A 13,883-nucleotide genomic window follows, 5' to 3' on the forward strand; every position below is an offset into this window, starting at 1 on the left:
GACCGTCACGGCGCCGGCAGCCACACCACCGTCAACGACCTCACCCCTTGTGCACCCTGAATCAGCACGCCTTCGATATCGGCCGTCGCGGACGGCCCCGTGACGAGCGCCGCGTAGCGCGCGCCGCGAAAATCGTCGCGCCGGTACGCGTCCTGCAAGCCCGCCACTAGTTGCGCAGGATCGAGCAGCACCACGAGATGCTGCACGATATAGCCAAGCGCGTTCACCACATATTCGCGCTCGCTCAGCCACAACGAGCCCGTTTCCGCCACACCGAAGCGCGCGCGCACCACGCCCACGTCGACGTCTTCGAGCGAGGCCGGTTTCGTGGCGGCGCTGATCTCGCGCGTACCCTGCACCTCCGGCGTCGCCGACGCGATGCGCGCCTCGCTGCCAAAGCGGCGCAAAATCATGGCGCGCACGTCGGCCGCGCTTTGCACCTGCGTTTCGCTGCCGCCCATCAGTTTGAGCGCGGCGCCAAAGCGCTCGCGCAGATCGCCGGCGGGCGCGTCGAACAGCGGCACCTCGGGCAGCGGTTCGTGCGCGGGCTGCGCGGCGCGCACGCGCGCGAGAAACGCCTCACGATCCGCCATCGCCGCCTCCCTTGCGGTTTTTCCGGTACCACGCATGGAACGTGGTGTGCGGCACGTGCGGCAGATCGCGCTGTTTGCCCCAGATATTGAGCGGGTTGTAGAGCATGAAGTTGGGCAAGCGACGCAACGCGCCCTCGAGTGACTTCACCGTGCCTCGATAAAGCGTCGGACTACCGAGCAATCGGCCAGCCATCTTCAGCACTTCCTGCTTCACGAACGGTACTTCGTGCTGTGCCGCGATGACTTGCCGCCACTGGTAGATCTGCTCGTGAATATTGATCTTCACAGGGCACACATTCGTGCAGCTGCCGTTGAGCGTCGAAGCGAACGGCAACGCGCTGAAGCGCTTGAGGTCGAAGGTTGGATTGATGATCGCGCCGATTGGCCCCGCGTAGGTGCTGCCGTACGAGAGGCCGCCGCTGCGCCGGTACACGGGACACGTATTCATGCAAGCGCCGCACCGAATGCACTTGAGCGAGTACCAGAACTCGGGCATGGCCAGCCGCTCGGAACGCCCGTTGTCGACGAGCACGAAGTGCATTTCGGCACCGGGCCGGGGCGCGCGGAAATGCGAGGTGTATTGCGTGATCGGCGAGCCGAGCGCGCTGCGCGAGAGCATGCGCACAAATACGCCGAGATCGGAAAGGCGCGGAATCAGCTTCTCGATGCCCATTGAGACGATGTGCAGCGGCGGCACGTTGGCGGAAAGGTCCGCGTTGCCCTCGTTGGTGCACACCACCACCGTACCCGTTTCGGCCACCGCAAAATTGCAGCCGGTCATGCCCGCCGTTTTCTCGCGCACGAACCACGGCCGCGTATTCATGCGCTGGCTTTCCGCCAGATAGTGAATGTCGTTGTTGTGCGGGTCCGTGCCGATGGTGCGGCCGAACACTTCGGCCACGTCGTCGCGCAGCTTGTGCACGGCGGGCACGACGATATGGCTCGGCGGCTGCTTGTCGAGTTGCTGGATGCGCTCGCCAAGGTCGGTCTCCATCACCGAAATGCCGCGCGATTCCAGATACGGGCGCATTTCGCACTCGTCGGTGAGCATCGACTTGCTCTTCACGAGCGCGGTCATGCCGCGTTCGCTCAGAATGCGATAAACGATTTCGTTGTGCTCCTCGGCCGTATCTGCGAAATGGACCTGTACGCCATTGGCCTGCGCCGTGCGCGTGAAATGGTCGAGGTAGTCGGCGAGATGCGAGAGCGTATGCGCCTTGATTTGCGAGGCGAGCGTGCGCAGCATTTCCCATTCGGGAATGGCATGAGCCTGGGCGTCGCGCTTCGAGCGCAAATCCCAAAGACGCTTGTCGTGGAAAGCCACATGCTCGGGCCGCGAGAGAAACGCGCCAGCGAGCTTCGCGTGTTCGACTCGCTTCATTCGCGCGCTCCGTTGAGCACCTGGGCAATATGAATGAAACGGATGTCCGCGCTCATGCGTTCGGCGCAGCCCTGCTGGTGCATGAGGCAGGACATGTCGGCGGAAACGATGTATTGCGCGCCCGCGCTCACGTGATCGACCACCTTGTCCTGGCCCATGCGCACCGACACCGCCTCTTCGGTCACGGCGAACGTGCCGCCAAAACCGCAGCATTCGTCGGGGCGCGCCGGCTTCACGAACTCGATGCCCTTCACATGTTCGAGCAGCGCAAGCGGCTTTGAGAACACCGGGCCTGCGATTTCCGAAACGGACGCTTCCTTCAAATGGCGCAGTGCGCTGCAGCTATTGTGCAAACCTACGCGCCAGGGAAATTCGGCCCAGGGAAATTCGCGCGCGCCCAGCACGTCGTGCAGGAACTCGACGAGTTCATACGTGCTCTCGCGCACCTTGCGCACGGCGTCGGTCTGCTCAATCGCGGTGAAGTGGTCGCGCACGTGATTCACGCAACTTGCCGAAGGCCCGACGATATAGTCGTAGCCCGCGAAGGCGCGCGCGTACACCCGCTCCGCGCCGACTGCCTCGGCCTGCGCGCCGCTGTTGGCCATGGGCTGGCCACAGCAGGTTTGATCGAGCGGATAGTCGACCTCGCAGCCGAAGCGCTCCAGCAGTTCCAGTGTGGCGATTGCCACCTCGGGGTAGAACGCGTCGATGAAGCAAGGGACGAACAAGGCAACTTTCATGCGTGGGCTCACACGAAAAGCGGACCCGAACATTCTACTGCCGAACGGCACGCTCGGCGCACGAAGCGTGCACGCGCCCTGGGTTGCCGCGGCGCATCATGCGCTGCGGCTCCTGGTTTAAAAGTTGTGGCGAATGCCCGCGATCACCGCGAGCTGCTTGTCGGTGGCCGAATTCACGAGATTCGGGATCTGCGCCAGGTTCTGCGTCGCGCCGCTCGCCGCATCGATCCCAAGCCCTGCCCCCGACGACTTCTGCCCAATCGCCACCGCATAAACTGCCGTGCGTTTGGACAGGCTGTAGACCGCGCCGAGGTTGATCTGATGAAGCCGGGTGGACGATCCGCCGTCCGGATGCGCATCGTTGAAGATATAGGCGAAGCCGAACTGCAGCGCGGGCGAGTATTGCCACGACGTGTTCAGCTCGGCGATGTCGAACGAGATGTCCGCGCCTTGTGGTCGCGCCGCGTTCGCGAAATAGAGGCTCTGCGAGAGACGCGTGTGCGTATAGCTGAGCGCCACGCTGACCTTGTCGAACGCGTACGAGCCGCCTGCGCCAAAAATGCTGATGCGTTGCGCGTTTTGTAGTTCGCAGTACGATGCATCTGGATTGCTGCAGCTAAAATCGCCGATATAGCCGCTCTCGCCGCCCAGCGCTGCCTGCACGGGATTACGCAACTCAAGGTAACCGGCGGAAAGCGAAAGCGGCCCGTTGGCGTAGTTCGCAGCCAGCGACCAGCCGCGGTTCTGCGAGAAATTGCCCGCCACGCCGCCAAAACTGAACAAGCCACCTAGCGTGAAGCCGCCGAAGCTCGGACTCACGTATTTGATCGAGTTATTGAAGTTGAACGCTTCGTTGAGATTGTCCACGTCCCCGAAGTGCGCGCCAAATAGCGTTGCCCAGGTGTTGCTCGACACGTAAGCGCCCAGGTTGTCGGAAAACGGATCGTACTGGCGGCCCAGCGTGAGCGTGCCGTAGTGGCTGTTTGCAACACCTACCCAGGCATTGCGGTTGAAGAGCGTGCCGCCCTGCAGCATCGTGCCGTTTTGCGAAAAGAAGCTGTTTTCCAGCGTGAAGTTGACGCTCGTGCCGCCGCCGATGTCTTCGCTGCCCGTGAGGCCCCAGCGCGACGGCACGAGGTTGCCGCCGCCCAGTTGCCAGTTTGCGTGGCCGCTCGTGCTGCCATCTGTGTGCGTGGTTTGCTGGTTGGTCGAATAAATGAGGCCCGCGTCCACCGTGCCGTAAAGGGTGACTGAGGATTGCGCGTGCACGCTAATCGAGAGGGCGCAGGAAACCAGCGCCAGCGCCGTGCGCTTGACGGTATTTACCATGTCGTCGTCTTTTCGCAGAGAGGTTTGCCGCGCCGCTGCATACACGTGCGCGACCGGAGCGCGGCGCGCCTGGCGCGCCGCGCTCGTCAGGAGAGTTGCATGAATCGAACGCTTCGCGCGAAGCGCGTCGCGGCGTGCGGCCGGTGTGGTCCTATTGACCGAATCGCGCGTAGATGTCCGGGCGCGAGCGCTTGAGGATGAACGCGATCGCCACGCCGATCAGCGCGACCGCGAGCACGATCCAGGGGAACGCGCGCACGACGGGGCTATCGGAGCCGGCGAGCGCATCGAGGTTGCCGATCAGCACGATGCCAATGGAAAGCAGACCGCAGCCGCCGAGCACAGGTGCGAGGAACGCGTGCCACAGGCGCGTGTCCTTTTTCGTGGCGCGGAAAAAGGCCGCCACCGAGAAACTCGTGACCGCCTGCAGCATGACGATGCCGATGGTGCCGAGCGCCGAGCCCCAGCTGAATACGATATTGAACGGATCGCTGCCCGCGACTACGAAAAGGCCCACCGGCACCGCGACCGAGAGCGTCTGCAGATAGCTCGCGAGATACGGCGAGCCATATTTCGGGTGCAAGCGGTCGAGCGCCGACGGAAGAATGCCTTCCCCCGAGAGTGCGTGGATGTAACGCACGATCGTGTTGTGGAACGACAGCAGGCTCGCGAAGATGCTGGAAAGCAGCAGGAAGCTCATCGTCGTGGTCATCGCGCCGCCCAGGTACTTCGTCGACTGGATGAACCAGAAGTCGCCCGGCTGCTTCGTCGCCACGTCCGTGACGTTGCTGATGCCGTAGGCGCAAACGATGGCCCACGTGACAAACGCGAAGAACACGAGAATCAGCGTGACGGACACATAGGTGGCGCGCGGCACCGTGACCTTCGGATCACGGCACTCCTTGCCGTAGATCGCCGTGGCCTCGAAGCCGATGAACGACGCAAGCGCGAACATCACCGCGATGCCGAGGTGGCCGCTGAATACGTGGCGCGGCGAAAACGGCGCGAGCGTGAGACCGTCCGGTCCGCCGTGATGAATCACGATCGCGAGGCTCAGCAGCAACAGAATGCCGAGTTCGAGACACATGAGCACGCCGAGCAGACGGCTGTTCAGGTCGATGCCGCGAATACCGGTGAACTGCACGACGACGAGGCACGCGAACGAATACGCGTACCACGGCAGCGATGCATGCATCCATGGCCCTAGCACCACCGTACAGAAGAAGCCGAACAGGCCATACAGCGCGATCTGGATGCTCGTGTACGAGAGCAGCGCGACGAGCGCGCCGGCCATGCCGACGGGACGGCCGAAACCCGCCGTGATGTATGCGTAGAACGCACCGGCGCGCACGATGTGCCGGCTCATCGAAGCGAAGCCCACGCTGAACACGAGCAGCACCAAACCCGCGATCACGAATGCGCCGGGAATGCCCGCGCCGTTGCCAAGGCTGATGGCCGGGGGCACCGCGCCCAGCATGCCGGTGAGCGGCGCCGCTGCGGAAATGACGAGAAAGACGATCTGCCAAAGTCCGAGCAGGCTGCACGGTGAGCCCACTGACGCGTCGTTTCCAACGAGGTGAGCAGGAGAATACGGTTCGTTCATCGTTGCCTCTGCAGGTGTCTGTTCTGGATTCGCCATACGACACGATGAAGAACCGCGTGCCTCTGGCGCTCGACGAATCGACTTTCCGATTCGGATTGAGCGCATGGTAGGCAGCTAATAAATTCGCCGACTTGGCGTAACGCGCCAATTACTCGATAAAGTGCGCCAAGATTGGCGCGGGTTTTCACTTAGCCGCGTGGAAGCGGTCGATATTACCTTCGGTATCCTTATCAATGCCATGAGCTGGAAAATCGTACTTTATTCAGCCCACAAACTTACCGAAAGCCATCAATCCGCTTTCACGCCTTGGGCGCTAGCGAGCACGTTTGGCGCCAGTGCGATTCCAGTTGCGCGTAGCGCGCCATAGCACGGTGGCATCGGCATAACCCACTGCGCGCGCCACGGCCGCGTTGGTCATGCCCTCCTGCTCGCGCAGCACGGCCACGCTGCGTTCGCGCTCCTCGCGAATGATCTGGCGCACGGAGGTGCCGGCATCGGCGAGATGACGCTGCAAGGAGCGGTCCGAGAGCCCGAGATCCTTCGCGATATCGCCGACCACGAGCTTTTCGCGCGCAAGCCGGCGCGTCACGAGATCGCGCACCTGGTCGACAAGCGTATGCGGAATCGTGTCGCGCGAAATGAGGTCGGTGGCGTGGCGCTCCATCATGCGCGCCATCTGCACGTCGGCGCTCTTGAGCGGCGTGTCGAGATCGTGCGGATGCACGACCACACCGTTCGCAGGCTGCTGGAAGCGCACCGGCACGCGAAAGAGGCGCATATACGGCTTGAGATCGTCGGGCGCCGCGTGCTCGAAATGAATCTCGCACGGCGTCCACGCCGCGCCCCGCACCTGCCGAATCATGTGGCACATGGCGGACACGCTGTATTCGGCGTCCTGCCGGCGCGGCCAGATCTGCGTATGGGCGATGCGGTAGCTCCACATCGGCCATGCGTTGTCGGTCACGAGGTCGACGGCCGTCGCGCTTTGCCACGAGCCAAGCGTATCGGTGAACTTACGGATTGCGGCGCCGAGCGTGGGCGACGACATGAACACGAGGCCAGCCGGCCCCAGTTCCGTAAGTTGCAATTCGGCCCCTAAACACAGACCGAGAAAGGGCTCATCGAGCACCTGCGCCGCGCGCTCGAACGCGCCCACATAACGCCCCAACGCCACGATTTCATAGGGATTGGAAAGCTGCCGGCGACTCAGGCCGAACTCGGCCAGCAATGCATCGCAGTCCGCACCAGCGGCGTCGAGCGCACGCACGATGGGACCCATGACGGCACCCCGAATCATCGGGAAACCGCTATTGACAGGCACTCTTTTCATGTCTCGCTCCATTAAGGCCTGTATGCGCCGCTGGTTTTAAACCATCGATCGTCTCTGGCGCACTCTATCGCCCCTTTGGCGCGTTTTGCAAGCGCGAAAAAAATACGGCGTTTCTACGATGGACCCATCGACATTGCGTGAGATGAATGCGGATTCCTCACACCGTCCCACGCCATGTTGCGCCCAACGTCATTCTTACGAAATGCTTATGAACACGAATCCGAACGCGCATCCGCTCGACCCCTTGAGCCTCGCCGAAATGCAGCTTGCCTGTGACATCGTGAAAGCCGCGGAACAACTCGATGAATATGGGCGCTTTCCCGTCACCGAATTGCATGAACCACCCAAGGCCGAAGTGCTCGCCTACAAGCCCGGCGAGTACTATTCGCGCCGCGCCTTCGTCATCGCGATCGATCGCACCCGCAGCCAGACGCTCGAATTCGTGGTGGACCTGCGCGAGAAGAAAGTGGAATCGCGCAAGGCGCTCGCACTGGAAAGCGCGCCCTATGGCCAGCCGCCCGTGATGATCGAAGACTTCATGAATGCGGAGCGCATCGTGAAGGAAGACGCTGCATGGCGCGCGGCCGTCAAGAAGCGCGGCCTGAGCGACGACGATCTCGAGCGCGTGCAAGTCGATCCGTTCTCCGCGGGCGCCTTCGACCGCCCGAACGAAAACGGCCGCCGCCTCGTGCGCTGCGTGAGCTACTACCGCGAGTCGTTGACCGACAACGGCTATGCGCACCCTATCGAAGGCGTCGTTGCCGTGGTGGACCTGCTTGCGCACAAGGTGATCGAGCTGATCGACGACGGCCGCATCATCCCCATTCCGCGCGCAAAGCACAACTACGACACGCCGAGCCTCGGTGAGCCGCGCACCACCGTCAAGCCGCTCTCCATCAGCCAGCCCGAAGGACCGAGCTTCACGATCGACGGCTGGCAGGTTAGTTGGCAGAACTGGCAATTCCGCGTGGGCTTCACGCCGCGCGAAGGGCTCGTGCTGCACCAGATCAGCTGGGACGACGGCAAGAGTGCGCCGCGCCCTATCGTCTACCGCGCGAGCGTGACCGAGATGTGCGTGCCCTACTCGGACCCCACGACCAATCACTACTGGAAAAGCGCGTTCGACGCGGGTGAATACGGACTTGGCAAGCTCGCGAACCAGCTCGAACTGGGCTGCGATTGCCTCGGCACGATCCGCTATTTCGACATTCCGTCCGCCGACGACTTCGGCAACGGCTTCACCATGAAGAACGCGGTATGCCTGCACGAAGAAGATTACGGCACGCTCTGGAAACACTATGAGTTCCGCACCGGCGTGTTCGAGATGCGCCGCTCGCGCCGCCTCGTGATCTCCTTCTTCGCGACCGTGGGCAATTACGACTACGGCTTCTACTGGTACTTCTATCAGGACGGCACGATCCAGCTCGAATGCAAGCTCACGGGCATCATCCAGACCTCGGCAGTGGCGGATGGCGACACGTACCCGTGGGGCGGCATGGTCACGGAAAACCTGGGCGGCCCGACGCATCAGCACTTCTTCAATGCGCGCCTGCACATGATGGTGGATGGCGAGAAGAACTCCGTCACCGAACATGAATTCGTGCCGCGTGCGATGGGTGCGGAGAATCCGTACGGCAATGTGTTCGATACGACGAAGCGCGTGCTCAAGACGGAGCAGGAAGCGGCACGCAACGCCAACGGTCAGACCGGGCGTTTCTGGAAAGTCGTGAACCCGAACGTGAAAAACCGCGTGGGCGCGAATCCGGGCTACAAGCTCATCATCAACGACTCTCCGCTCATGCTCGCCGATCCCAACTCGAAGGTGCGCCAGCGCGGCGGCTTCGCCACGCGCCATGTGTGGGTCACGCCGTACGACACGACGCAGCGCTACGCGAGCGGCGATTATCCGAACCAGCACGCGGGCGGCGACGGCCTGCCGCGTTTTATCGAGGCGAACCGCAACGTGGAGAACGAAGACATCGTGCTGTGGCACAGCTTCGGGCACACGCACGTGTGCAAGCCCGAGGATTTCCCCGTGATGCCGGTGGAGTATGCGGGCTTCATGCTCAAGCCCAATAACTTCTTCTACGGCAATCCGGCGATGGACCTGCCGGGCGGCCGCGATCCGCACAGTGTGCAGGACGGCGCTCACGCGCCCGAAGCGAAATCGTGCTGCCACAGCAAGCAGTGAGCACACGATGATGCCGCGCGAGCGCCGCCTTGCAGTGATGCACGCGGCACGCCTCTTGTGTCTCTGGGCAGCGGTCACGGGCGGCGCAAGCGCGCTTGCATCAGGCGCCATGACCGCGGCGATGCAGGCAGGCGCGCCGTTTGCCGCGTTCACTGCGAGCGCGCTGGCGTTGCTCGCGATGGCGCTGATTCCCGGCGTGCTTGCGCGTTGTTTCGTCACGCGCGCCACGGTGCCGGTCGCGAGTACGCTCGTACTTACGATGGCCGCAATGGGCGAAGGCGCGCGCGCAGGCGCAACGGGAGCACAGACGCCGCTCATACTGGGCGGCGTCGCCCTGATCTCGGCCGCGTGCCTGCACTTGCGGCGTACACGTGAGAGCGCCGCTAGATCGACGCATAGGCACGCAGCGATGCCAGCGTGGCGCAACGGCGTGCTGCTCATCGCACCCGCGCTGCTTGCGGGGCTATCGAGCGGCGTGCTCGCGCGCTTCCAGTTCTTCGCGCTCTGCGGAGGCACTCCTATTTCCGTGACACAGATAGCGATATCGCTCGCTGTGGTGAGCCTCGCAGGCGGGCTCGCCGATCGCGTCGATTACCAGCGCGCGCTTATCGTGCTCTTCATATTGCGCGGCTCGCTGCTCGCCGCGCTCACATTCGACTCGCTCGCACCGTGGGCTGCGCTCGCCGCACCCGCATTCGCCGTGCTCGACTATCTGACGCTGCCCACGCTCATGCGCGGCGGGCGCGCGACTCGTGCGTCGGGGGCGGGCTGCCCCGGCCTCGCACACCACGCGGGCATGCTGGCAGGCGCGGCGCTCGCCACCACGTCATGGGGCTTTGGACAAGGTTTCTACCTGCTGTTCCTCGTTGGCGGCGTGCTCAATCTTGCATGCGCATACGCATTCGCGGCGCCACGCCGATTCCGTACGCATACCCCCTACTCCGCTTCAGCCGCACTCGCTGCGGGCAGCACGATCGACTGACACTGAAATCACCACCGAAAAACGTTCGCATTACTACCTAAACCAGGAGACGGTATGGACCGCCAGGACTTCACGCACACGATCCGCACGCAGATGTTCATCGACGGACGCTTTAACGAAAGCGGCAACGGCCGCACGTTCGCCGTATTCAATCCCGCTACCGGCGCCGAGATCGCGCAGGTGCCCGACGCCAGCGATGCCGATATCGACGCCGCCGTCACGGCCGCACGTCGCGCTTTCGAAGCCGATACGTGGCGTCGCCTGCCGCCGGCCGCGCGCGAGCGCCTGCTGCTCAAGCTCGCCGATCTCGTCGAGCAGCACGGCGACGAACTCGCGGCACTCGAAACGCTCAACCAGGGCAAGCTGCTGGGCTTCTCGAAGATGCTCGAAGTGGGCGGCAGTGTGCAATGGCTGCGCTATATGGCTGGGTGGGCGACCAAGATCGAGGGCAGCACCGTGGATCTCTCGCTCGCGTTCCCGCCCGGCGTGCGCTACAACGCCTCAACGCGGCGCGTGCCCGCTGGCGTGGTCGCCGCGATCGCGCCGTGGAATTTCCCGCTGCTGATGGCGGTCTGGAAAATCGCGCCTGCGCTCGCCTGCGGCTGCACCGTCGTGCTCAAGCCCGCCGAGGAAACGCCGCTCACGGCCATACGCCTCGCCGAACTCGCGCACGAAGCCGGCTTTCCGCCGGGCGTGTTCAACGTCGTCACGGGCCAGGGCGAAACGGCGGGCGCGGCGCTCGTGCGCCATCCGCAGGTGGACAAGGTCACCTTCACGGGCTCGACCGAAGTGGGCCGCATCATCGGCAAGCAATGCGCGAGCGACCTCAAACGCGTGTCGCTGGAACTGGGCGGCAAAAGCCCCGTGATCGTACTCGACGACTGCGATCCGCAGCGTGCTATCGAAGGCGCGGCCAGCGCAATCTTCTTCAATCACGGCCAGGTGTGCACGGCTGGCTCGCGCCTGTATCTGCCGCGCGCGCGTTACGATCAGATCGTCGACGGCATCGCACATGTTGCGCGCGCAACGGTACTCGGCTCGGGCTTCGACGCGGCTACGCAGATGGGCCCGCTCGTTTCGGCGCGCCATCGCGCCAAGGTCGCGGGGATGATCGCGCAGGGGCGCGCCGAAGGCGGCGAAATCGTGGCGGGCGGCGGCGACGGCAATCGTCCCGGCTTCTTCATCGAGCCCACCGTGATCTCGAACGCGGCCAGCAAGCCGCTTACCGTCGTGCGCGAAGAGGTGTTCGGGCCGGTGCTCGTCGCCATGCCGTATGACGATGTCGAGGAAGCCATCGCTGCGGCAAACGCTTCGGAGTACGGTCTTGGCGCCAGCGTCTGGACCAACCAGCTCGACCGGGCACTGCACGTGGTGGACGGCGTGCAGGCGGGCACGGTATGGGTGAACACGCACAACATGGTCGATCCGGCGCTGCCCTTCGGCGGCTTCAAAGCCTCGGGCATCGGCCGCGAGCATGGCCGCGCGATCATCGACGCGTACACGGAAACAAAATCCGTCTGCATCGCCTATTGAGTGACGCAGTGCCGATGTGCGGCATTGTTAATCGAAATGGAATGATGAAATCCGGCGGCACGCAATGATCACCGCCGTGGTTTCGTTCATGATCGAGCCCGCTCAGACCACTCACGAAAAGGACTCCGATCATGAACGCATCCACGAACTCGCGCGGCGTCGCCATCGTCACGGGCGCCTCGCGCGGCATAGGCGCTGCCATTGCCGAGCGTCTCGCGCGCGACGGTTATGCCGTCGTCATCAACTACGCTTCGCGCAGCGCCGAAGCCGAGGCGCTCGTCGCGAAGATCGCAGCGGGCGGCGGACGCGCCATCGCTGTGCAAGCGAACATCGCGAAGGCCGACGACGTGCGCCGGCTCTTCGCAACCACCGCCGAAGCGCTGGGCCAGCCCACGCTGCTCGTGAATAACGCGGGCATCATGAAAACGGCCACGGTTGCCGAATCGACCGACGCGCTCTACGACGAAACCTTCGACATCAACGTGCGCGGCACGCTCAACACGCTGAGAGAAGCAGCGACGAAGCTCGCCCACGGCGGCCGCGTGATCAACTTCTCGACCTCCGCGCTCGCTATGAACCTGCCCGGTTACGCGCTCTATACGGCGAGCAAGGTCGCGGGAGGACCAAGTATACATTCGAAGAACCACGACAAAGCGCCCCAAACGCAATACCAGTAAGGCTTTGACGGGATTTTCGCGATTTGGCGAAACCGGATTTTGTCTACTTTTGTGCACGTTTCATGGCCTGCACGGCCCGAACCCGTAAGTCGGGCACCCGAATCCCGGGCCTCTGACGGCCTCGCGGTCCTCTCCTGCGCAATCATCGGCCCAACGTGCGCCAGCGGCACAGCGGCCCGATTTCCGGCCCTGCCGCGTATGCTTGGCCACTCGTTTCCCTGACTTCGCGGTCAACGCGAGGTGCCGCTGGCTAAATCATTTCAACGCGGTGCGACGACGACGCGTAGGCTCCCAGCCGTTGGCGCATGCGGCCCATTGAGGCTTGTAGCCGCTTTGCCGAGAGCCCGCTCAAACGCATACGTCAAGACTGTCAATGGAGTGCGGACCCACGGTCTGCCGAGAAAGCGCTGTTCACCGGCGTTAGCCTCATCTTCCGAGTTCGTTCTTCCGACTACGGTTATTCCTGCCGGTTGTCCGTCTAGGTCCATTGGTGCGGGTTGCGCTTCACCACTTGCAACAATGGGCTCGGGCGGAGTTACGGGCCAACCGGCGTCCTGCAAAAGTCTCCAGACCTGCTGCGCAACGTCGAAGCATTCTGGATCGTCCCTCAGATAGACAATCTGGACAGGTGCCGGCGCAACTCCCCTTAGCGCATTTAGAAAATCTTGGCGTCGAAGCTGGCGTGGCCCCACTTGGTTGCGAAGCTGCTGAAGTCTTAGATTGGCATCAGCCGCTGATGCGTTAGACGTCGCAGCTAGTGCGTTAGCTGATGCGATTCTTTCGTCGGCGTCTCGCTGGACAACTGAACTCACTTGGCGGCTAATTATTGCTCCAGCAAGGCCCGAAAAAGCCGCTGCCGCACCTGTGAAAGCGGCAATCCACATGAGCCAAACGGATACGTTGTCCCAATATTCCAGCGATTTCCCCCAGACCTGCATATGGCCTCCTCCCAGCCTCAATTGTCATTCCGGACCTATGAGCCGATACCGACGATGATCTTGGTCGGTATCTGGTAAAGGACGGTGCCCGCCGCTTGTGCCTCTGCTTCCGAGGCAAGGCGTTGTGCCTCAACTTCCGCGCCCACGGCGTTCGCCAGAGCCGACAGATCACGCCGCATCAAGGAGGTCGTTGCCGTGTTGAACGATCGCTCGGAATATCGGAACTGATATTCAGAGTGTCCGCTTCTCATGAGAGCTACCAATTGACGCAGCGCTCGCTGGTTGTGGACTGTCACAACCAGTCCGTGACTCTCACAGGCTCGATGAAGTTCCACGAGATCATGGCCATACCGGCGCAATTCCTTCGGATCGGTATCCTTGAGCGCCAGAAACGCTTTCATGAACAACTCGGCTGCGTGGGAGTATAGAAAACACGCAGGCAGGTGAAGTTCTTTCTCGCCCGCTAGGTTATCGAGAAGGAGGTCGCCCGAGCGCTGATATTGCAGCCCAAGGTGGTAAAGGCTTGCCCCTGCGTTGTTTTTCATTGACATGCTTACCGCCCGCTCGGGTTTCTTCTCGGCCCGAT

At 62.9% G+C, this 13,883-nt stretch carries 10 protein-coding genes and 1 pseudogene; 4 read left to right on the forward strand and 7 right to left on the reverse strand.

What is annotated here, in order from left to right; genetic code table 11:
- Positions 1 to 5 precede the first annotated feature (5 nt).
- The 6 genes from L0U83_RS08875 to L0U83_RS08900 all read right to left on the reverse strand — a co-directional run bounded on the left by L0U83_RS08875 (position 6) and on the right by L0U83_RS08900 (position 6,976).
- Positions 6 to 593 (reverse strand): LutC/YkgG family protein, encoded by a 588-nt coding sequence (locus L0U83_RS08875; RefSeq protein WP_233882006.1) that lies wholly within the window; start codon positions 591 to 593, stop codon positions 6 to 8.
- On the reverse strand, positions 580 to 1,974 hold the full coding sequence (locus L0U83_RS08880) for a lactate utilization protein B (RefSeq protein ID WP_233882008.1): 1,395 nt from the start codon (positions 1,972 to 1,974) through the stop codon (positions 580 to 582). Before L0U83_RS08880 ends, L0U83_RS08875 begins: the two co-directional genes overlap by 14 nt.
- Positions 1,971 to 2,714 carry a (Fe-S)-binding protein gene (locus L0U83_RS08885; protein ID WP_233882010.1) on the reverse strand — a complete coding sequence of 248 codons (744 nt, stop codon included), beginning with the start codon at positions 2,712 to 2,714 and terminating at the stop codon, positions 1,971 to 1,973. Before L0U83_RS08885 ends, L0U83_RS08880 begins: the two co-directional genes overlap by 4 nt.
- A gap of 117 nt (positions 2,715 to 2,831) precedes the next feature.
- The gene (locus L0U83_RS08890; protein WP_233882012.1) at positions 2,832 to 4,043 is read right to left on the reverse strand and encodes a porin; all 1,212 of its coding nucleotides are present in this window, start codon (positions 4,041 to 4,043) and stop codon (positions 2,832 to 2,834) included.
- A gap of 151 nt (positions 4,044 to 4,194) precedes the next feature.
- Entirely contained in the window at positions 4,195 to 5,646 is a 1,452-nt protein-coding gene (locus tag L0U83_RS08895; protein WP_233882013.1) for an APC family permease, read from the reverse strand.
- Positions 5,647 to 5,959: 313 nt separating this feature from the next.
- Complete coding sequence (locus tag L0U83_RS08900; RefSeq protein ID WP_233882015.1) at positions 5,960 to 6,976, reverse strand: AraC family transcriptional regulator; 1,017 nt, start codon at positions 6,974 to 6,976, stop codon at positions 5,960 to 5,962.
- Between the two features lie 208 nt (positions 6,977 to 7,184).
- Here L0U83_RS08900 and L0U83_RS08905 point away from each other — a divergent pair, with 208 nt between their 5' ends.
- From L0U83_RS08905 to L0U83_RS08920, 4 genes and pseudogenes are all read left to right on the forward strand, one after another.
- Positions 7,185 to 9,167: a primary-amine oxidase gene (locus L0U83_RS08905; RefSeq protein WP_233882018.1), complete on the forward strand. Its 1,983-nt coding sequence runs from the start codon at positions 7,185 to 7,187 to the stop codon at positions 9,165 to 9,167.
- A gap of 7 nt (positions 9,168 to 9,174) precedes the next feature.
- Positions 9,175 to 10,149 carry a hypothetical protein gene (locus L0U83_RS08910; RefSeq protein WP_233882020.1) on the forward strand — a complete coding sequence of 325 codons (975 nt, stop codon included), beginning with the start codon at positions 9,175 to 9,177 and terminating at the stop codon, positions 10,147 to 10,149.
- 54 nt (positions 10,150 to 10,203) lie between these two features.
- Positions 10,204 to 11,682: a phenylacetaldehyde dehydrogenase StyD gene (gene styD, locus L0U83_RS08915; protein WP_233882028.1), complete on the forward strand. Its 1,479-nt coding sequence runs from the start codon at positions 10,204 to 10,206 to the stop codon at positions 11,680 to 11,682.
- A gap of 131 nt (positions 11,683 to 11,813) precedes the next feature.
- A pseudogene (locus tag L0U83_RS08920) lies at positions 11,814 to 12,299 on the forward strand (SDR family NAD(P)-dependent oxidoreductase); the annotation flags it as partial.
- 1,033 nt (positions 12,300 to 13,332) lie between these two features.
- Here L0U83_RS08920 and L0U83_RS08925 read toward each other — a convergent pair.
- Entirely contained in the window at positions 13,333 to 13,842 is a 510-nt protein-coding gene (locus tag L0U83_RS08925; protein WP_233882030.1) for a hypothetical protein, read from the reverse strand.
- Between the last annotated feature and the right edge of the window lie 41 nt (positions 13,843 to 13,883).

The sequence above is a fragment of the Paraburkholderia flagellata genome (genome assembly GCF_021390645.1).
Taxonomy (GTDB): Bacteria; Pseudomonadota; Gammaproteobacteria; order Burkholderiales; family Burkholderiaceae; genus Paraburkholderia; species Paraburkholderia flagellata.

What these genes read in the sequence shown, in the direction of transcription:
- L0U83_RS08875 (WP_233882006.1), bottom strand. Translation starts at nt 593, where the DNA reads ATGGCGGATCGTGAGGCGTTTCTCGCGCGCGTGCGCGCCGCGCAGCCC.
- L0U83_RS08910 (WP_233882020.1), top strand. Translation starts at nt 9,175, where the DNA reads ATGATGCCGCGCGAGCGCCGCCTTGCAGTGATGCACGCGGCACGCCTC.
- L0U83_RS08880 (WP_233882008.1), bottom strand. Translation starts at nt 1,974, where the DNA reads ATGAAGCGAGTCGAACACGCGAAGCTCGCTGGCGCGTTTCTCTCGCGG.
- L0U83_RS08885 (WP_233882010.1), bottom strand. Translation starts at nt 2,714, where the DNA reads ATGAAAGTTGCCTTGTTCGTCCCTTGCTTCATCGACGCGTTCTACCCC.
- L0U83_RS08900 (WP_233882015.1), bottom strand. Translation starts at nt 6,976, where the DNA reads ATGAAAAGAGTGCCTGTCAATAGCGGTTTCCCGATGATTCGGGGTGCC.
- L0U83_RS08925 (WP_233882030.1), bottom strand. Translation starts at nt 13,842, where the DNA reads ATGAAAAACAACGCAGGGGCAAGCCTTTACCACCTTGGGCTGCAATAT.
- styD (WP_233882028.1), top strand. Translation starts at nt 10,204, where the DNA reads ATGGACCGCCAGGACTTCACGCACACGATCCGCACGCAGATGTTCATC.
- L0U83_RS08895 (WP_233882013.1), bottom strand. Translation starts at nt 5,646, where the DNA reads ATGAACGAACCGTATTCTCCTGCTCACCTCGTTGGAAACGACGCGTCA.
- L0U83_RS08905 (WP_233882018.1), top strand. Translation starts at nt 7,185, where the DNA reads ATGAACACGAATCCGAACGCGCATCCGCTCGACCCCTTGAGCCTCGCC.
- L0U83_RS08890 (WP_233882012.1), bottom strand. Translation starts at nt 4,043, where the DNA reads ATGGTAAATACCGTCAAGCGCACGGCGCTGGCGCTGGTTTCCTGCGCC.